A 19,425-nucleotide genomic window follows, 5' to 3' on the forward strand; every position below is an offset into this window, starting at 1 on the left:
ATATGGTAAGGGTTTTTCGTTGACGTCTGGCTTCCAACGCAAATTGACGCGATGCGTTCGTCGGTTGCTCCGCACCTCTGCGCGCGTGCGGGTCACTAAATGGAATCTCATCCATATAACCGGCTGCTCAGGTTTCTATGCACAGAATCGGTTTCGCCTGCATGTATCGCCATCCCGGCCACAGTGAATCGCTGAAGGAATTGGAGGCCATCGAGCGTGCCTTCAACCCGCGTTCGACCACATTGCGCTGGCTCAACAGCGTGTCCCAGGACGCGGCTCGCGAAAAGCTGAACGGCATCATCGAACACAACCTGGCTGCGCAGCTGCGGCTACTCGAATACGTCGGGACGCTGCCGAACGAGCTGCACATGCTACGGCTGAGCAGCGATCTGCTGCCCTTCTACAGCCATCCGGAAGCATCCGATTTCTATCGCCAGACCGAGGTGCGGGATGTGATCGAGAAGGGCTTTGCGCAGATCGGTGACTGCGCTCGGGCGCTGGGCATCCGCCTCTCGTTACACCCAGGGCAGTACTGCGTGCTCGGCTCGGACAAGCCGCAGGTGGTGGAAAACAGCTTGGCGGAATTCGAATATCACGCCGACATGATTCGCATGATGGGCTTTGGCCGGCAGTTTCAGGACTTCAAGTGCAACGTGCATATCGCCGGGCGGCTGGGCGTCGATGGGATTCGCACAGTCTGGCCGCGCCTGTCGCAAGAAGCGCGAAACTGCATCACCTTCGAAAATGAAGAAAAGACCTACGGGGTCGACGACTGCCTGCAACTCTCAGACCTCGCGCCGGTGGTGCTGGACATCCATCATTGCTGGATCAATGAGGAACGCTACATCGACCCGCATGACCCACGCGTTGCCCGAATCATCGACAGTTGGCGCGGTGTGCGCCCAGCCATGCACTACTCGCAGCCACCCGAAAGCCTGATTGAACGTGGCTTTTCACCGGAACAGAAGCTGGAGATGCTGACCCTCCTCCAACACGTCAGCAAGCGCGATCTCTACAGCCACAGCAAGCGCATGTGGAATCACTGGACCAACCTGTACGCCCGCGAATTCCTGGACCGCTTCGACATGATGTTCGAGGCCAAGGACAAGAATCTTGCTGCTCTGGATTACTACACCGATTATCTGGCGGACAGCGTTGACCCCTGATGCCGTGGCGGTATGCAAGGCTGACTAATCAGTATTGGGCTTTTGGAGATCGGGATTGGCGCAGGATGAAAATCACTGTTTGCGCCTATGCCCCGGCTGGGCATGTACTCGGACTCGTTGACCCTGCGCAAGCCCCGTGTCGGTTTGCGCAGGGTGATCATGGGATCAGAAGTTTCGAAGCAGAATTTCCTGTTCTTTGCGCTTGGCCAGCGCGTCGGCGGCCACAAGGGCCAGTAGTGGCAGCACGCCCACCTTGAGCGCGAGGTCCCAGGATCCAAGGAACCCGATCAATACAGCTCCAACGACGACGAGTATGGCCATGCAATGTGCACAGAAGCGCCACAATTCGAGTGCAACGACCTGAGCATTCTGGTTGTTGATCATACTGAGCCCCTCTTTGTTGTTTTAATCGCCTTGTACAAGCTTCAGCGTAGCTACCCTGCGCGCATGCGCAACCATATTTTTGTGTCATTAATGTGTCTAGCACGCCGGTTACAGCGATTTTTTCCGAGAGTTCCGTTAACGCCAACGGATCGATCAGCAGTGCCGTCACCGTGACGTCACATCCAGCCATGGCGACACGCGGCGACGTTTGATGTCAGTGGATCAACGATCCGCTCCGAGAATCTTGTCCAGCGCGCGCCGGAGAATCTCGACGGTGCGGTCCAGGTTTCTCAGCTTTTCCAATCCGAACAGGCCGATGCGGAAGGTTTGAAAGTCGGTTGGCTCGTCGCATTGCAGGGGGACGCCAGCGGCAATCTGCAAACCTTGCGCCGCAAACTTGCTGCCGCTCCTGATTTCGCTGTCAGTGGTGTAGCAGACCACCACGCCCGGCGCCTCGAAGCCATCGGCCGCAACGCTTCTGAATCCTTTTTCAGCCAGCAGCGCCCTCACCCGCCGCCCCAGCTCCAGCTGGTCGGCACGAAGGACGTCGAAGCCGTAGTCCCGTGTTTCCAGCATGACGTCGCGAAAACGCATCAAGGAATCACTCGGCAAGGTCGCGTGATAGGCATGCCCGCCCTTCTCGTAAGCCTGCATGATCTGCAGCCATTTCTTGAGGTCGCAGGCGAAGCTGCTGCTCTGGGTCGCTTCGACACGAGACTGCGCAGCCTGGCTGAGCATCACCAGCGCACAGCAAGGCGAAGCGCTCCAACCTTTCTGCGGCGCACTGATCAGCACATCGACGCCGCTTGCCTGCATGTCCACCCAGAGCGCGCCGGAGGCGATGCAATCGAGAACGAACAACCCGCCAACCGCATGCACGGCATCTGCCACCGCACGTAGATAGTCGTCCGGCAGGATCATCCCTGACGAAGTTTCCACATGAGGCGCAAACACCAGATCAGGCTTCTGCGCGGCGATGGTTGCGATCACCTCATCTATGGGTGGCGGGATAAATGCAGCCTGGGAAGCCTGGCTCTGCGGCCGCGCCTTGAGCACGGTGGACGATGCGGGAATTCCACCCATGTCGAAAATCTGCGTCCAGCGGTAACTAAACCAGCCATTTCGAATCACCAGACATTTGCGGCCATGCGCCAACTGACGCGCCACCGCCTCCATACCGAACGTACCGCTGCCCGGCACCACAGCGACCGCGTGGGCGTTGTAGACGGATTTGAGTGTGGTGGAGATATCGTTCATGACAGTCTGGAACGACCGGGACATATGGTTTAGCGAACGGTCGGTGTACACGACCGAATATTCAATCAATCCATCGGGATCGACACGAGAAAAAAGGTCTGACATGGGTTCACTCCGCAGCAAGAGAGCTGGCATCGACCCTGCCCGAAGCCGGAATGCATTACAAGCGTTACAAAGCCCGGCTCTACTCGATAACCCTTCGTAGTTTTGATGAGAAATCGGTAGCGAAACAGCCATGGTGTGCCTGCTCGAATAGTTCCTACCATTTATCGGAAACATAAACGAATCGTCACGGTGTGTTGTTCAAAAAAATGGCGCCGCAAACTCCAAGAGGCGCCGTACATGCGGTGTTGGCTTACGGAACTGCCTATCGACGGATGACAAACGTTACCATTTGCTTAAAAAAGACAATTTATTGGCGACGTTATTCTGTCTTTGGCTGTTTAAATCATTAGAAAAACAAATTATAAAAGCGCCAGCGAAACGAAGAGCCGCCTGGGTCCCGTCTCGCCTCTGGTTCGGTCTTTGTGGAAATTCGCCTCCTTGGGCAGCCCCTCTTATTGATCAACCTCCCTGTCACTACGTCCCGTGTATCGCGTTTGGACGTTCATAGTCACGGTGAGCCGAAATGTCCGTCACAGTTTTTCCGAGCGCCCGTAAAGGCCTCATGTCTGCAATCGCCCTGGCCGCATTGCTGAGCTTTTTCCCTAACAGCAATGTCAGCGCGGCAGCCGCTGGCGGCACCAGCACGTCAGGGATCTCCTACTCGGCGCTGATCAACAAGTTCACCAACAGTTATTGGCAGAACGGTTCCTGGCGCGCATCGGCTGGCGTTTCGGTCGCTGCCACAGAGCAGAACCTCGCCGCTTTTCGTGTCGGCACCTCGGTACGAACAGCTGATGGCCAGATACGCACCGTCACCTCGGTCAAACCCGCCAGCGGTGCGTTGACGGTCTTCCTGACGGGGCCAGTGCTGGACGGCAGCGTGATCGGTTATCCCAACCGGCTCAGCGTCAGCAACGTGGCAAGCCCGAAGCCGGACGTCACCGTACCGGATAGCGCGCCGGTCGCAGCGCCGACCCACGCTGCGCTGATCAACAAATTCACCAACAGCTATTGGCTGAACGGCTCCTGGCGAGCATCGGCCGGTGTTTCGGTCGCTGCTACCGCGCAGAACAGCGCGGCCTTTGTCGTCGGCGCATCGGTACGCACGGCGGACGGCCAGGTACGTACCGTCACCTCGATCAAGCCTGCAAGCGGCGCGCTGACCGTATTCATGGACGGTCCCGTGCTCGACGGCAACATCATTGGCTACCCGAACAAGCTCAGCCTGGTCGCACCTCCGGCGTCCCGGCCAGCCCTGTCTCCAGATCCGATTACAGAGACAACGCCCTCAACGACCGAGCCCGTGCAACTGGTGGGCGTTGCCCTTTCCGGTGCCGCTTTCGGACCTTCGGTTCTGCCCGGCAAGCACGGCACCAACTACATCTATCCGGCCGAGTCGTATTACAAGAAATACGCTGAGCAAGGGTTGAAGCTGGTTCGTTTGCCGTTCCTCTGGGAGCGTATACAGCCGCAACTGGATACCGAGCTGGACGCCGCGCAACTGGCTCTGCTCACCCAATCGCTCGATTTCGCGCAGAAGCACGGCGTCAAGGTCGTGCTCGACATGCACAACTATTACCGCTACTACAAGCAGCCGATCGGCTCCGAAACCGTGCCGATCAAATCGTTCGCTAATACTTGGAAGCGAATCGCACTGAAAGTCGGCAACCATCCCGCGTTGAGCGGTTATGGCCTGATGAACGAGCCGAACACCAAAGGGCTCTGGCCTGAAGCAGCGCTGGCCGCAGCCAAGGAAATCCGCACGGTGGACAAGACCAACTGGATCTATGTCGCCGGCGACCGATTCTCCAGCGCATGGCACTGGCCGCAATCCAACACTCAGCTCATCGCCGATCCCTGGATGCGCGATCCGCAGAACAACCTGATCTTCGAAGCACACATGTACCTCGATCGCGATACCTCGGGGATGTACGTCGACAAGACCGAAACCTTCGCACCGGATCTGGGCATCAATCGCGCCAAGCCATTCGTGGATTGGCTGCGAACCAACAACCTGCGCGGCTTCATCGGCGAGATGGGCGTCCCGAACTATGCGCCCGATGCCATCGTCGCGATGGATAACCTGCTGGGCTACCTGCGTGACAATTGCGTACCTATCACTTACTGGGCCGCCGGCCCATGGTGGGGAAAGTACATCCTCGCGCTGGACGTATCGGGAGGCGCCGAGCAACCGCAGCTGCCGATCCTGAGAAAGCACGCCGCAACACCGAATAACTGCGCGGCCATTGGCGAACCAATGTAATTTCCGCTTCGCTACGTCCGCCGAGGCCTGGCACACCCCCTCAGGCCTTTTGTTTGAGCACGCCTGCACTTCGCTGGCGAAGATGCCCCAGGCCGATATGCCTGAGAACCGTCCTGTCCTAGTAAAAATATAAATGCGAACGATTTGTGTTTGATATGGCGTTTGCGATGCCTTAGGATGCTGCCCGCCTGCCAACAGAGCGTGCCGCACCTTATGAATGTTGCCGACAAGTCGAGGATCGCCGTCCACCTTGCGATGCTGATCAACATGCTGTCGCTGGGCAGCCTGATGATGGTCATGCCGCTTGGTCCGGATCTGGTGCGTCACCTTGGAATGGAGGCTAGCCACGTCGGCTATATCAGTGGCGGCGCCACCCTCGCCGCCGCCCTGAGTGCACTTATCGCAGCCCCATGGCTGGATCGCTTCGACCGAAAACGCGCACTGATCATCTTGCTGGTGCTGCGTTTTGCCTTGCTGTTCAGCTGCGCGCTGGCGGCCGACCCGACCCAATTGATCGCGCTGTTCGTACTTTCCGGGCTGGTCGCCGGGCCCATGGGCGCGATCCTGATGGCCACGATGCTGGATCTGATTCCGCCAGCCGAACGCGGCCGAAAACTTGCCTACATCGGAATGGGGTTTTCCCTGGCAGCGATTCTGGTCATTCCTCTGGCGCTGGAATGCTCGATGCGCTGGAATTGGACGACGCCCTTCGTGCTGCTCGGCTGCACCGGTTTGTTTCTGGCGCTGCTTTGCCAGCTGTTCTTTCCCGCACCGGCTTCATCGCATCGTCCTTCGGGTTCGATCAGGCCGTTGCTTGCCTCGCGCCTGTGTTTGGCGGCGCTGGCTATCACCACGTTGCAGATGTTCGGGCATTTCCTCCTGGTGCCGCACTTCGCCACCTACTTCCAGTTCAACGTGGATTTCCCCCGCGAAAACCTGGGCCTGCTCTATCTATTTGGTGGCTTGGCGAGCATCGCGGCGATGCGCATTGGCGGCGCCTGGATTGATCGCGGCAGTACCGTGACGGTCGCGCTGGTCAGCAGCGGCAGCCTAGCACTGGTGACCCTGCTGGGTTTCGCTGCGCCGCTGGGCATTTCGCTCTACGTCGTTTTCACCCTGTTCATGGCGCTGAGCGCCGTGCGCAGCAACAGCACCATGACCATCGCCGCAGGAATTCCGCCGGCGCACCAGCGTGCCGCGTTCATGGCGTTTCAGGGGACAGTTTCGAATATCGCAGCCGGCTTCGGCAGCCTGCTTTCAGCGCGCTATCTAACCGAAGGGTCACAGCATCAACTACTCGGCTTCGAAGAGCTGGCAGCGCTCTACGCAGTGCTGGGCATCGTGGCCGGTCTGGGCGTGCTGTACCTGATCCATGGCATCAAACAGCGCGACGCAAACCCGACAGCAGCAGCAGAACAACAGGCGGGATGAACCCGCCGAGGGATACGTGATGAGTCCATTTCGAAACACCGAGCAGCAACGGAGCATGCAATGACTATCGTAAGCAACCGGGGCATCAGCCGCCCTCGTCACCTATCCCTGACCGTCTTGGCCAGCCTTCTGCCTTTCGCCGCACTGGCGAACGAGCCCGTGGCACTGGAGCAGCAAGTCATCACCGCCACACAAACTGCGCACAGTGAACTCAGCGCCCCGGCCAGCGTGTCGGTCGTGACCCGCGAGGAGCTGGAAAAGAGGCCGGTCTACAACCTGGCCGATGCGGTGAAATACCTGCCGGGCGTGCATCTCAATCCGTCGTCCACTTACGGTCGCCAGGAAATCAAGATTCGTGGGCTGGATTCAGACTACACCCTGCTGCTGGTCAATGGCCGTCGTATCAATTCACGCGACGCGCTGACCTCCAACTACGCCAACGACTTCGACCTTTCCGCTATTCCTGTAGCCGCGGTCGAGCGCATCGAGGTAATCCGCGGCCCGATGACCTCTCTCTACGGCGCCGATGCCATGGGCGGCGTGATCAACGTCATCCTGCGGCAACCGACCAACCAGACCGAGGCCGGCGTCGCCTACAGCTATGAACACCCGACCGAGGGGAACTCGGGCGACAGCCACAAGGCCAGCGGATATGTGAGCGGCGCCCTCGTGGAGGACAAGCTGCTCGGCAATCTGATCCTGGATACGACGGACCAAGCCGCCTGGCAATCGGACCAACTACGGCTCGAAGGCAGCGACGCCGCCGAAAAACGCCAGAACGTCAGCGCGATGGGCACGCTGAGCTGGATTCTGGACGAGCGTCAGACCGTGGATCTCGATATGAGCTATCGGGAAGACGACCGCAAGGCTCGCTGGAACAACGCTGGCGCTCCGCAGCCCCTGACAACCAATGTGCAGGAAATGGATCGCTGGACGCTGGGTCTGACGCATAACGGTCAATGGGACGGATTCAATACGCGCCTGCGCTATTACTACGAAGACGTCGAGCTCATGGACGATTCTGAGTTGATGACCAATATGCGTGGCGTCGAAGGCGACGTTAACCAGACCAACCACACCGTCGATGGCCAGGTCAGTGCGTTTCTTGGTAATCAGCTGCTGACGCTAGGCAGCGAATTCCGCCGCACCGAGCTTACCCACAATCAGAACCTCGGAGCTGACACTGAGGTAGACCAAAAAGCTATCTATTTACAAGACGAGTTCTCGCTCGGTGATTTGGACATCACACTCGGCGGACGCTGGGATCACCACGAAACCTTCGGCAGCGAGTTCAGCCCGCGTGCCTATGGCGTCTACAACCTGAGCGACAGCTGGGTCATCAAGGGCGGCGCCGGCAAGGCATTCAAGGCGCCGAGCATCTCCCAGTCCGACCCAAGCTACGGCGTGTTGGCCTGCCGTGGTCTGTGCACGGTGTATGGCAATCCGAATCTCAAGCCTGAAACGTCCACCAGCTATGAGTTCGGCACCCAGTATCAGGACGAACGGCTCGAAGCCGGTGTGATGTTCTTTCACAACGACATCGAAGACCTGATCATCACCGAGACCACCCGCCTGGTATTCGACCCAACCTTGGGCCGCCCCGTCCCGCTGCGTTCCGAACTGAGCTATTACAACCTGTCCCAGGCGCGCATAAAGGGATACGAGTTGCAGGGCCGCTACGCCCTCAGCGATGCGTTGTCGATGCGCGCCAACTACACCTACTCCGACAGCGAGGACCGCGACACCGGCGATGAGCTGGATTACACGCCAAAGCACGTCGGCAATATAGGGCTCGACTGGCGCGCGCTGCCCCAACTCGACCTGAATCTGGATTATCAGTACACCGGTAGCCAGATGGTGTACGTTCCGGCTCTTGCCGACAGCCAGCGTTCCGATGCCTTCCACACCTTGGGAGTGGGAGCTCGGTTCCATGCAACCAACGAGCTGACGTTCAACGCTGGGATGAACAACCTCACTAACGAAAAGCGCGACGAAGTCGCCCAATCCGTGGATCACATCCTCATGGGACGCACGGCTTTCGTCGGCTTCAGCTACGACATCTGACCCACCTGCCCCGGCGGCTCCCGTCGCCGGACTACCTGGAGAACTACAGCGCGACAATGACCAGAACCGAGGCGGTACTCCCCAACTACCAGCAAGCGGTGCTCCTCGGGGGCGGCGGGCTGCTGCTGGGCTTGTTGATCCTGTCGATGAGCACCGGTGCCGGCGTTTACGGCGCAGTCGAAGTGCTGCATTACCTGCTGGGCGATCCACTTGCCGTGGCGGACGACAAGCTCGCGCTGGTGGTCGAAACCCTGCGCCTGCCGCGCACTCTGGCGGCTCTGGTGGTCGGCGGCAGTCTTGCAATTGCCGCCTCGCTGCTGCAAAGCGCGACGCGCAATCCGCTGGCCGAGCCCGGTCTGCTCGGCGTAAATGCCGGCGCGGTCTTGGGTCTGGTGATCGGCCTGATCTTCTTCGGCGTCGAATCCACTCGCGGCTATCTGCTGTGGTCCGGCGCCGGCGCGCTGTTGGGGAATCTCGTGGTGCTGGGCGTTGGCCTGATGCTGGGCCAGGCCAGCCCGCTGAAACTGATCCTCGCCGGCGTTGCGCTGGGCGCGATCTTCGGCGGGCTTTCCAACTTCATGCTGCTCCAGACCCGGGTGGCGCTGGAGCAGTTTCGTTTCTGGAACCTGGGATCATTGTCGGCATCCAGCCTGGACGCCGTGAGTACCGTGGCCCCGGTCGCCGTGATCGGCCTGTTCCTGGCCGCCCTGCTCTGCCGACAATTGACGCTGATGCAGATGGGCGACAGCCAGGCGCGGGCGCTAGGCATCCACACCACCTGGGTGCGCCTGGGCGTGCTGGTTGCCTCGACGTTGCTCACTGCCTGCGCAATTTCCCTCGCCGGCCCGGTCGGCTTCGTCGGCTTCCTCGCGGCGTACTGCGCAAGGCTGATCGAACCGGTCGCGCTGCTGCGCCAATTGGTGTTCTCGACGCTGTTCGGCATGTTGTTTCTGCTGGCGGCCGACGTGCTCGCGCGCTGGCTGCTGCAACCTTTCGAGCTGCCAGTCGGCACCTTGCTGGCCGCACTGGGCGCGCCGGCGCTGATCGCCATCGTGCTGCGCGGCGGCTTCCGTTCCCTGCTGGCGGTGAGGTAAGCATGACGTCAATCACTCCCAGCGGGGTCTGGACGCTGCGCCTGGGCGGCATGAGTCTATTGTTGCATCGTCGCAACTGGCTGATGTGCGGCCTTCTCATCTTGGTGCTGGCAACACTGGCGGTTCTTGCGAGCAGCCTCGGTTCGGGCCAGATGGGCACGCGCGATGTGCTCGCGACCCTGTTTGGCCATGGCAGCAAGCTGAACGAAATCATGGTGTTCAAGATCCGTATGCCACGGGTTGCCGCAGCCATCGTCGCGGGCTTCGCCATGGGCATGGCCGGGTGCCTGATCCAGACGCTGGTGCGTAATCGCCTGGCCACGCCGGACATGATCGGCGTGAACGAAGGCGCCTCGTTGGCGGTGGTGGGGTTCTCCCTGTATCTCACGCTCGGCAGTTGGCCCTGGTGGGCTTCGCCGCTGGGCGCAATGCTGGCCGCGGCGGCGCTGTTTACCCTATGCCGTCGCCCCGGCGAGCAAGGTTATCTGTTCATCGTCATCGGCATTGCGCTGTCCGAACTGTTCAGCGCGCTGGGCGACTTCGCCATGTCCACCCAACCGCTGGTGCACTTGGGCAGCATTTATCTGTGGACCATGGGCCACTTCGCTGGCATCAGCTACCAAACGGTCAGCCCCATCGCACTGATACTGCTGCTGTTGTGCCCATTGATGGCGCTGCTCAACCGACCGCTGGCGCTGCTGCGATTCGGCGATGCCACGGCACAAAACCTCGGCATACACGTGCCGCTGGTGCAACTCGGCGTACTCGGTCTGGCGATTCTCGTGGCGTCACTGGGCACGGCGATCGGCGGGCCCGTGGTGTTTATCGCCATGGCCGCACCGATCCTCGCGTCGTGGCTGGCGCGCGACAACCTCGCCCCGCTCTGGCTGTCTGCTATTTGCGGTGCGGTGCTATTGCTGGGCAGCGACACCCTGGTTCGCGTATTGGCGCAGCCGGAAGAAATCCCCACCGGGATCATGACGCGCCTGCTTGGCGGCATCCTGCTGCTTGGCCTGCTATTGAAGGACAGACGAGGGGCCGATTGATGACGGTACTGAGCGTACGCAACCTGCATTTCGCCTATCAGGACAAGGTGATTCTGGACGACCTGTCCTTTTCCCTTCCCAAAGGTCGGCTGATCGGCATCGTCGGGCCCAACGGCAGCGGCAAATCCACCTTGCTCAAATTGCTGGCTCGCCAGCTGCCGTTGCAGCGTGGAGAGATCGAGATTCACGGCCAGCCTCTGCTCCGCCATGCGATGAAGAGCCTGGCCCGCCAACTGGCTTTTCTGCCGCAGCGACCGGTGATGGCCGAGGGGATTCGCGTCGAACAGTTGGTGCAGTACGGTCGCCATCCGCACCAGGGCTGGTTCAACCAGTGGAGCGAGGAAGACGCCCGCCAGGTCGCCCGTGCGCGAGCGGCGATGCAACTCGACGCCATCTGGCATCGCCAGGCCTCGTCACTCTCCGGCGGACAGGCGCAACGCGCGTGGCTGGGCATGATCCTGGCGCAGAACACCGACCTGATTCTGCTCGACGAACCCACCAGCGCGCTGGACATCGGTCACCAGGCTGAAGTCATGGAAGCCGTGCACCGGATCGCTGCCGAGGGCCGCACCGTGCTGATCGTCATCCATGACCTGGGCATCGCCGCCCGCTATTGCGACGAGTTGATTGCGCTCGCCGACGGCCATATCCAGGCCATGGGCCCGGCTCGCCAGGTGATGACTAAAGCATTGGTGGACCGCCTCTACCAGACAGAAGTGGACATCCTCCCCGCGCCTGGCGACGGCGCACCGGTGATCGTGCCGCGCCGCCGTTCGCTTTCCGCTTCCACTCCATTGGCTACTCGCATCCCTGCGGTGCATGAACTCGCTCAACAGGACACGACCCCATGATCAAACGAAACCCCTGGCGCTTAACCGCAGCGCTGTTCACCGCCGTGCTGGCGCTCAACGCTTATGCCGAAGACCGCCAGATCGAAGATGCCCTTGGCAACCGCGTGACCGTTCCAGCCACGCCCGAGCGCGTCGTCACCCTCAGCGAGATCGACCTGGATACCGCGCTGACCCTCGGCGTGACACCGGTCGGCACCGTCAACGGTCGTGGCCAGGCCGTGCCGCCGCGCTATCTGGAGGGCAAGCTGCCCTCCGGTATCAAGGTGGTCGGCGATCTCGACAACCCCAACCTGGAGACGCTGCTGGAGCTGGAACCGGATCTGATCCTCACCGGCCCGGTAAAGCCGGAGCAGCTGGCCATCCTCAACGAGATCGCGCCGACCGCGGTCACCTTCAACTGGGGGCAGCCATGGCAGCAAAGCATGCAGCGCACAGCTCAAATATTGAACAAGGATGCCGAAGCCCAGGCATTTCTCCAGCGTTATGAAGCCCGTACTGCCGAGGCTCGCGAGCGGCTGAGCGATCATCAGGGCGAAACCTTCAGCATCGTGCGTTGGAATCCGAAGGGTCCGTCGTACATGTTCAAGGATTCCTTCGCCAGCACCGTTGCCAAGGATGTCGGCCTGGTGCGTCCGGCGCATCAGCAGGACGCCGGCCATACGCATTCGATGGCGCTGAGCCTGGAATCGCTGGAGCTGCTGGACGCCGACTGGCTGGTGATCGGCACTTTGGCGACCAGTGGTGAAGCGGTCGAAGCCATGCGTCAGGCCGAGGAAACCGCTGCGTTCCGTCAGCTCTCGGCCATCCAGACCAAGCGCTTCGGCGCGGTCGACGGCTCGCTATGGACCTCGGTTGGTGGCCCGATGGCGGCCATGCAGGTGATCGAGGATATTGAGGAGATCATTGGCAAGGCCGATGCCGAGCCGGTCGCGAAGGATTGATCGCATTCAGCGACCCCGTGGAGCACGGGGTCGCTGAAACAATATTCACACCGGCTCGGGTAAACGCTTGCGGTCGATCTTTCCGCTGGTGGTTTTGGGTAACGAATCGAGCCGCACGATACGGCTCGGGATCATGTAATGCGGCAGACCGCGCTGCAGCTGCCGGCGAATCTCCAACCGAGTCGGGCCAGCGTTGCGCAGTTCCACATAGCCCACCAGACAGGCTTCATCGCCCTCCCCCAGCAGCCGCACCGCAGCCTCCAGCACACCCTCGATGCGGCGTAGGCTCGCTTCGATTTCACCCAGTTCGATGCGAAAACCGCGCAGTTTGATCTGATCATCGCGACGGCCGCGATACTGAAACTCGTCCTCGCCGATACGCCGCACCCGGTCGCCGGTCCGGTAGAGGCGCCGGCCCTGCCATGCAATGAAGGCCTGCTCGGTCAGGTCGCTACGCTGCCAGTAACCCTGCGCCAGCGACCGCCCTTCGATGCACAACTCGCCCTCGCTGCCCGGCGCGACGTCAACGCCTTGCTCATCCAGCACCAGGTGCCGATAGCCATCCAGCGACTGCCTGAGCCGCACGCCTTGCTCGCCGAGCGGCAGTTCGACGCGCGACATCATCGACCAGACGGTCGCCTCGGTGGGGCCGTAGCAGTTCCAGAGCTGGCCCACCATACCGCCGAGACGCATGGCCAGGCCCGCATCCAAAGCTTCCCCGCCGCATAGTGCCACCAGCTCGGCGCGGCCCTGCCAGCCGGCCTTGAGCAGCATTCGCCAGAATGCCGGGGTCGCTTGCAGGGTGTTCAGGTCCGGGCGGCTGTCGAGCAATTGCAGCAACGCCACCGGGTCCTTGTGCGTCGGTGCGCAGACCACTTCCACATAACCGCCTGACCACAGCGGGCCGAGCATCTCCAGCAGAGCGATATCGAATGCCGGCGTGGTGGTGAACAACCAGCGCGTGGCCGTACTGACGCCGATACGCCGGGTCGCGGCGTCCAGAAAATTGCTCAGTGCGGCGCGTTCGATGACCACGCCCTTGGGCTTTCCGGTGGAGCCGGAGGTGAACATCATATAAGCCGGCAAGCGCTCATTCAGCGGCGGTGGCTCGGGCATCTGCGCCAATCCTGGCTGCAAACGCAAGGACGGTGTCAACGCCCGTGGCGCCTGCTCGTCCTGAATGATCCAGCGCACCTGCGCGTCGTCGGCGATGCCCTGCAGCCGTTCCAAAGGGAAGTCTGGCTCCAGCGGCACGAAGCACAAGCCCTCATGCAGGCAGGCCAGCAGCGTGGCGATCAGGTCTGGACCACGATTCAAATGAAGCCCTACGCGATCGCCCGCGACCAGCCCGTGTTCACGCAGTTGCAGCACGATGGCCGCAACCCGCGTGTGCAGCTCGGCATAGCTGAAGCTCGCGCCGAGACAACCCAGAGCGGGTCGCGCGGCGTGGCGGGCGAACAGTCCGGCACAATGCGCGTTGATCGTGCTCATCGCTTACCCTCGGCCAGCGCTGCCAACGCCTGCAGGTTGTCACGCATGGACGTCAACAGACGCGCGCTCAGGTCGTTACGCAGGCTGCCGATCTGGCGCAGCGTCAGCAGGCCGTCGAAGACGCCGCCGTGCAGGCTGATCAGCTCGGCGGACAGATTGCCGGTATCGCTCGGATTACCCGGCGGCAGCGGCAAGGCTTGCCAGTCGCCTGCCCCGCTCTGATAGACGCCCAGATAATTCAGCGCCACCGGCGGTAACGGCAAGCTGTCGCGGTGGGCCGGGTTGCTGCGCAGCGGTAGATAACCGACGCCCTTGTCCGGGACCCGACGCAGCTGCTCGGCGGCATGCCGCACCAGCGCAGGCCAGTCCGCCTGATTCTGCACCGCGACCGGAAACATACTGGTGAACCAACCCACCGTGCGACTGACGTCCAGCGTGGGATCGATAGCTTCGCGCCCGTGCCCTTCAAGCATGATCCAGTGCTGCTCACCGAGCCCCAACTCCACCAGCGCGCGCGTCAACGCCGCCAGCAGCAGCTCCCGAACATCCGCCGCGAAATGCTGAGTCGCGGACTGAGTGAGCTGACGCGTGGTGGCTTCATTCAATTGCAACAGCTGCGGCTCGGCCGGCTGTGACGACGACCAATCAGCGGCGATGCGGTAGTTCATCCCGGCGATCTGCTCGCGCCAGTACGGCAGCTGCGCCTCCGCACGCTGGGCATAGGCCGCCAGCCCTTCGCCCCATTGTCGGTAGCTGCTGGTTTTGTCGGGCAAGGTTTCACCGCGCGCCAAGCGCTGCAAGTCTTCCACCAGGATGCGCCAGGACACGGCATCGATAACCAGGTGATGGAAGGCGATGAACAGCCCACGTGCGCCGTTCGGCAAACCATCGATCACCGCCCAGGCCAAGGTCCGTGCGCTGGCCGGGTCCAGGTGCGCCTGCAGTTCGGTCAATGCCTGCTGCAGCCCGGCTGCGCCCAGTTCGGCCGCATTCAACCGGGCAGGCTCGGTCAACGGCAGGTATTGCTGATAGCACTGACCGGTTGGGATGGCGACCAGGCGCAGGGCGTCGTGCTGTTGCAACAGCTGGCGCATGTAATCCATCAGTTGCGCCGTCCCTACGTTGCCGGGCAGGCGCAGCACCACGCTCTGATTCCAATGGTGCGGGCGGGCAAATGGCTGCTCGAAGAACCATTGTTGGATCGGTTGCAGGGCAAAGTTGCCGGCCAGAAGACCCTGCTCGGCGCGGACCGCCTGCGCCTCGCGCGGACCGGCCAGCACTCGGCAGAGTCGGCGCACGGTCTTGGCTTCGAACACTTCCTTGACGCTGCAGGGGTAACCCGCGTCGCGAAGGCGTGTGGCCAATTGAATGCTGAGGATGGAGTCGCCGCCCAGCCGGAAGAAATCGCTTTCCACGCCCAGCGGTTGCTCCAACACGCCTTGCCAGATATCCAGCACCTGACGCTCCAGCTCCCCGACGGGTGCCACCTGCTGTTCTGTCGCAGCCAGTTCCACCGGCGGCAGGCGCTTCTGATCCAGCTTGCCATTGGCGGTCAGCGGCATCTTGTCGAGCAGCATCAACCTCAGCGGCACCATGTATTCGGGCAGTCGCCGCGCCACGGCCTGCAACACGGTATCCGGCTCGGGAATGGGCTCGCCGGGTTTGACGGTGGCGTAGGCCACCAGCGTCTGGCGCGCAGCCTGGCTGGCGACGATCGCCTTGATTTCCTGCAAGCTCGGGCAGCTGGTGTGCAGCTGGGCTTCGATCTCGCCCGGCTCGATGCGGTAGCCGCGTAGCTTTATCTGCGCATCGAGGCGGCCCAGGTATTCGTATTCACCGGTGGCCAATAGGCGCGCGCGGTCGCCGGTGTGATACAGGCGCACCTGCACGCCGGCCACGCAATGTCCACGGAAGGCTTTGGCCGTGCGCTCCGGCTGGTTGAGGTAACCGCGAGCCAGACCGAGGCCCGCCAGGCACAATTCACCGGGCACGCCGACCGGGCACAGCGCGCCGTGCCGGTCCAGCACCACCGCCTGCATGCCCTCGATGGGCGCGCCGATGGTCAGGCGCTTGCCTGGCACCAGCGTCTTGGTCAGCGCGGTCACGGTGGCCTCGGTGGGGCCGTACATGTCGATCAGGCGGAACTGACTGGCCCAGCGTTGCGGAATCGCTGGCGGACAAGCCTCGCCGCCGAAGCCCACGGCTTTCATCGCTGGCAACGGGCGCTCCGGCAGCGTCGCCAGCAGCGCCGTGGCAAAGATCATATGGGTGGTTTCGGTTCGCTCGATCTCATCCAGCAGGCCCTCGCCGGGGTCGGCCCAGAGCAGGCAGGCTCCGTGGACGAGCGGGACCAGCGCGCACATGTTGCCGGCGTCGAACGACAGCGACATGCAGTCCAGCATGCGATCGCCCGGCGCGACGCCTAGCCGGCGGCCATGGTCCAGTAGCAGGTTCGCCAGCGATCCGTGCTCGACCATCACGCCTTTCGGCACGCCGGTGGATCCGGAGGTGTAGATCACCTGCGCGAGTCGCTGCGGATCGTGCTCATTCAACGGTGCGTTGGGGGATTGCGCGTCCAGCTGAGCTTGAATCTCGGCACTGCCGAGGTCCACCCAACGTTGGTCCGCCCCCAGCGCAAAGGGCGCCGCGCCCTGGCCGACAATGGTTCGGACATTGGCGTCACGCATGATGTGCGAGAGCCGTTCCTGCGGGTAATCGGGGTCCAGCGGGACATAGGCGGCGCCGAGCTTCCAGCTGGCGAGCAGCGCGACGGCAAAGGCATTTTCACGACGGGCGAGCACACCGATCAGCTCGCCCGTCGCGCAGCCCTGAGCCCGTAGCCAATGGGCCAGGCGGTTGGCGCGAGCATCCAGTTCGGCATAACTCACGCTGCCCTCGCCCTGCCGCAACGCGGGCCGATGCGGATGCGCTCTGGCCATGTCCTCGAACAGCGACAGGGTCGTCACTCCGTCGGGATAAGCGGCCGGCAGCTCGCTCAGCCGCCGGGCAGTCTGCGTCAGCAGCGACTCATCGAGCATCGGCAGCTGCCAGATGTCCTGTTGCGGGTTGGCCAACACCGCTTCGAGCAGGCGCAGCAACCGGCTGGCATAACCCTCGACGCTGCTGCGCTCGAACAGTGCCGTGGCGTAGAGCCAGTCGACCCGGACCGAATCCATCAACTCGGTGACCTTGACCGAGATATCGGTTTTGGCCGGCAGCACCGGCGAGGTCTCTTCCACCGCGTCGCAGCCTGGAATCAGGTCGTTGAAATCCACCCGCGCCTGGTACACCAGCATGATCTGGAAAATCGGGTTGATCGCCGTGTGGCGGTCCATACCCAACGCTTCGCTCAAGGCCTCGAAGCGATAGAGCTGGTGATCGAAGCCCTGCAGATCGTCCGTCCGGCATTGGCGCAGATAGTCGACGAAAGACTGCTGCTCAGGCAGCTGCGTGCGTAGCACCAGCGTATTGACGAAGAAGCCCACCAGCGGCTCGATATCCGCTCGCTCGCGATAGGCCAGCGGTGTGCCGACCACGATGTCGCGCTCACCGGAGTGCCGAGCCAGCAACAGCGCGAACAACGCATGCAGGCCGATGAAGGGCGAGGTGTTGTGGTGCTGGCAGAGCTGCTTGAAGCGCTCCCACAATCTGTTGTCGATAGTCGAGAACACCACTTCGCCGCCGCTGGCCGGTTGGGCCGGCCGTGGCTTGTCCAGCGGCAGGCTGTGCACCTCGGGAATGCCAGCCAGGCGCTCGACCCAGAAGGGCTTGAACTGCTCGTGGTAATCGCGGAACAACGGCGAGTTGAACCAGTGGGCGTAATCGATGTAGGTCAGTGGCGGTTGGTCCCAGTTCAATGGCTGGCGATTCTGGTAAGCGAGAAACGCCGTCTTCAGATCAGCGAACATATTCTTCACCGACCAGCCATCCGAGATGATGTGGTGCTGGTTGATCATCAACAGATGCTCACGCTCGCCCAGCTCCAGCAGGTTGACCCGCGTCAGCTTGCCGCTGGTGATGTCGAACGGGCGCTGGATTTCCTTGCGTACCCGCTGCGCCACGCGTTTCTCACGTGCCTGCGGTTCAAGATCGCTCAGATCCTCGCGCACCAGTTGAAACCCACCGTGCGGCAGAATCTCCTGCTCGCCACGTCCTTCGGCGCTGCGTTGAAAGCGCGTACGCAGGCTGGCATGACGCGCCACCAGCGCATCGAAGGCGAACTCCAACGCCGCGACGTCCAGCTCGCCAGTGAGCCGGAAGAATACCGGCATGTTGTACAGGTGCGAGTCCTGCTCGTACTGCTCGATGAACCACAGCCCGCTCTGCGACGAAGACAGCGGCCCGACGCTGCTGTGCCGCGGTGCGATCGGCGCCTCGAAGGCCTGTCGCGCGCGCAGACATTCGATGATGGCGTCGCGGTTGTCGCGAATCTGCTGGCCGAGGGCGGGCGTGACGGCGTCCTTGCTCGATTGGGAAACCAGTTGTCCCTGTTCGTTGAGTGCAAGCTGCACCCCCTGCTGAGCCAGGTGCTTCAGCAGGCCGATGATGTTCTTGTGCATCTGCTTCTACCTTTCAGGCTGCCAGGGTGGCGCCGCCATCGACGACGATGTCCTGCAGGGTGATGTGGCTGGCCAGGTCGGATGCGAGGAACAGCACCGTGCGGGCAACCTCCTCAGGCGTGGCAATCTTCTGCAGTGGAATGCCCAGCTTGTACTGCTCCGGGAAGCCAGCAATGGTGCGCTCGCGGGCATCTTCGCTGTGCCACATACCGCGCTGCATGGCGGTATCGGTGGAACCTGGCGAAACCAAATTGCAGCGCACGCCGTGCTCCGCCAGCTCCAGGCCGGCGGTACGAATCAAGCTGGAAAGCGCCGCTTTGGACGCGCTGTATGCGGCCATCTGCATGCGCGGGACGTGGGTCGCGTTGCTGCTCACGGCGACGACCGCGCCGTGCCCCTGCGCCTTGAAGCGCGGTATCAACTCGCGCAGCAGATAAAAGGGACCGGAGACATTTACCCGCATCGACGCGTCCCAATCGGCCGAACTCAACTCCTCAATGGGCGCCAGCCGCAAGATTCCGGCGACACTGGCGAACACATCCACCGTCTGCTGCGCGCCGAGCAGCTCGCTACAGGCCTGTTGCACGGCGTGGGCATCGCCGACATCGAGCACATAAGGGGTGAAGCCGTAATCCCGTTCCGGAAAGGCTCGGTCGAAACCGGTGACCTGTGCGCCCAGCCGCACGAATCCCTCGGCAACCGCGCGGCCGATGCCCTGCCCGGCGCCGGTGACCCAGACGCTTCTACCGCTGAAATCCATCTGATCGTTCATC

13 protein-coding genes are annotated in these 19,425 nt (G+C 62.1%); 8 read left to right on the forward strand and 5 right to left on the reverse strand.

Translation table 11 applies throughout. The annotated features are described in order from the left end of the window. Nucleotides 1-137 precede the first annotated feature (137 nt). A complete protein-coding gene (gene uvsE / locus GYM54_RS03660; protein WP_181103458.1) occupies nucleotides 138-1,166 on the forward strand; it encodes a UV DNA damage repair endonuclease UvsE in 1,029 nt (342 codons plus the stop codon). Nucleotides 1,167-1,331: 165 nt separating this feature from the next. Here uvsE and GYM54_RS03665 read toward each other — a convergent pair whose 3' ends face one another. Beyond that, nucleotides 1,332-1,550, reverse strand: a complete 219-nt coding sequence (locus tag GYM54_RS03665) for a hypothetical protein (protein WP_177493025.1) — start codon at nucleotides 1,548-1,550, stop codon at nucleotides 1,332-1,334. 222 nt (nucleotides 1,551-1,772) lie between these two features. Beyond that, the gene (locus tag GYM54_RS03670) at nucleotides 1,773-2,912 is read right to left on the reverse strand and encodes an aminotransferase class V-fold PLP-dependent enzyme (RefSeq protein ID WP_131648878.1); all 1,140 of its coding nucleotides are present in this window, start codon (nucleotides 2,910-2,912) and stop codon (nucleotides 1,773-1,775) included. Between the two features lie 562 nt (nucleotides 2,913-3,474). Here GYM54_RS03670 and GYM54_RS03675 point away from each other — a divergent pair. The 7 genes from GYM54_RS03675 to GYM54_RS03705 all read left to right on the forward strand — a co-directional run bounded on the left by GYM54_RS03675 (nucleotide 3,475) and on the right by GYM54_RS03705 (nucleotide 12,602). Then, the gene (locus GYM54_RS03675; RefSeq protein ID WP_181103940.1) at nucleotides 3,475-5,175 is read left to right on the forward strand and encodes a glycoside hydrolase family 5 protein; all 1,701 of its coding nucleotides are present in this window, start codon (nucleotides 3,475-3,477) and stop codon (nucleotides 5,173-5,175) included. A 213-nt stretch (nucleotides 5,176-5,388) separates the two neighbouring features. Next, nucleotides 5,389-6,606 (forward strand): MFS transporter, encoded by a 1,218-nt coding sequence (locus GYM54_RS03680; protein ID WP_181103455.1) that lies wholly within the window; start codon nucleotides 5,389-5,391, stop codon nucleotides 6,604-6,606. A 60-nt stretch (nucleotides 6,607-6,666) separates the two neighbouring features. Next, nucleotides 6,667-8,670 (forward strand): TonB-dependent receptor domain-containing protein, encoded by a 2,004-nt coding sequence (locus tag GYM54_RS03685; RefSeq protein WP_181103452.1) that lies wholly within the window; start codon nucleotides 6,667-6,669, stop codon nucleotides 8,668-8,670. Nucleotides 8,671-8,726: 56 nt separating this feature from the next. Beyond that, on the forward strand, nucleotides 8,727-9,764 hold the full coding sequence (locus GYM54_RS03690) for an iron ABC transporter permease (protein ID WP_257626592.1): 1,038 nt from the start codon (nucleotides 8,727-8,729) through the stop codon (nucleotides 9,762-9,764). A gap of 2 nt (nucleotides 9,765-9,766) precedes the next feature. Further along, a complete protein-coding gene (locus tag GYM54_RS03695) occupies nucleotides 9,767-10,810 on the forward strand; it encodes an iron chelate uptake ABC transporter family permease subunit (protein ID WP_197445097.1) in 1,044 nt (347 codons plus the stop codon). Then, complete coding sequence (locus tag GYM54_RS03700) at nucleotides 10,810-11,661, forward strand: ABC transporter ATP-binding protein (RefSeq protein WP_181103448.1); 852 nt, start codon at nucleotides 10,810-10,812, stop codon at nucleotides 11,659-11,661. The genes GYM54_RS03695 and GYM54_RS03700 overlap by 1 nt, the downstream gene beginning before the upstream one ends. Then, a complete protein-coding gene (locus GYM54_RS03705; RefSeq protein ID WP_197445098.1) occupies nucleotides 11,658-12,602 on the forward strand; it encodes an iron-siderophore ABC transporter substrate-binding protein in 945 nt (314 codons plus the stop codon). Before GYM54_RS03700 ends, GYM54_RS03705 begins: the two co-directional genes overlap by 4 nt. A 45-nt stretch (nucleotides 12,603-12,647) precedes the next feature. Here the strand turns inward: GYM54_RS03705 and GYM54_RS03710 are convergent, their stop codons facing one another. Genes GYM54_RS03710 through dhbA form a run of 3 tightly spaced genes read right to left on the reverse strand, consistent with a single transcriptional unit; the run spans nucleotide 12,648 to nucleotide 19,424 of the window. After that, nucleotides 12,648-14,093 (reverse strand): amino acid adenylation domain-containing protein, encoded by a 1,446-nt coding sequence (locus GYM54_RS03710; RefSeq protein WP_197445099.1) that lies wholly within the window; start codon nucleotides 14,091-14,093, stop codon nucleotides 12,648-12,650. Next, entirely contained in the window at nucleotides 14,090-18,652 is a 4,563-nt protein-coding gene (locus GYM54_RS03715; protein ID WP_197445100.1) for a non-ribosomal peptide synthetase, read from the reverse strand. The genes GYM54_RS03710 and GYM54_RS03715 overlap by 4 nt, the downstream gene beginning before the upstream one ends. A gap of 13 nt (nucleotides 18,653-18,665) precedes the next feature. Further along, the gene (gene dhbA, locus GYM54_RS03720; protein WP_197445101.1) at nucleotides 18,666-19,424 is read right to left on the reverse strand and encodes a 2,3-dihydro-2,3-dihydroxybenzoate dehydrogenase; all 759 of its coding nucleotides are present in this window, start codon (nucleotides 19,422-19,424) and stop codon (nucleotides 18,666-18,668) included. Nucleotide 19,425 lies beyond the last annotated feature (1 nt).

It is taken from the genome of Pseudomonas sp. MTM4, from assembly GCF_019355055.1.
GTDB lineage: Bacteria > Pseudomonadota > Gammaproteobacteria > Pseudomonadales > Pseudomonadaceae > Stutzerimonas.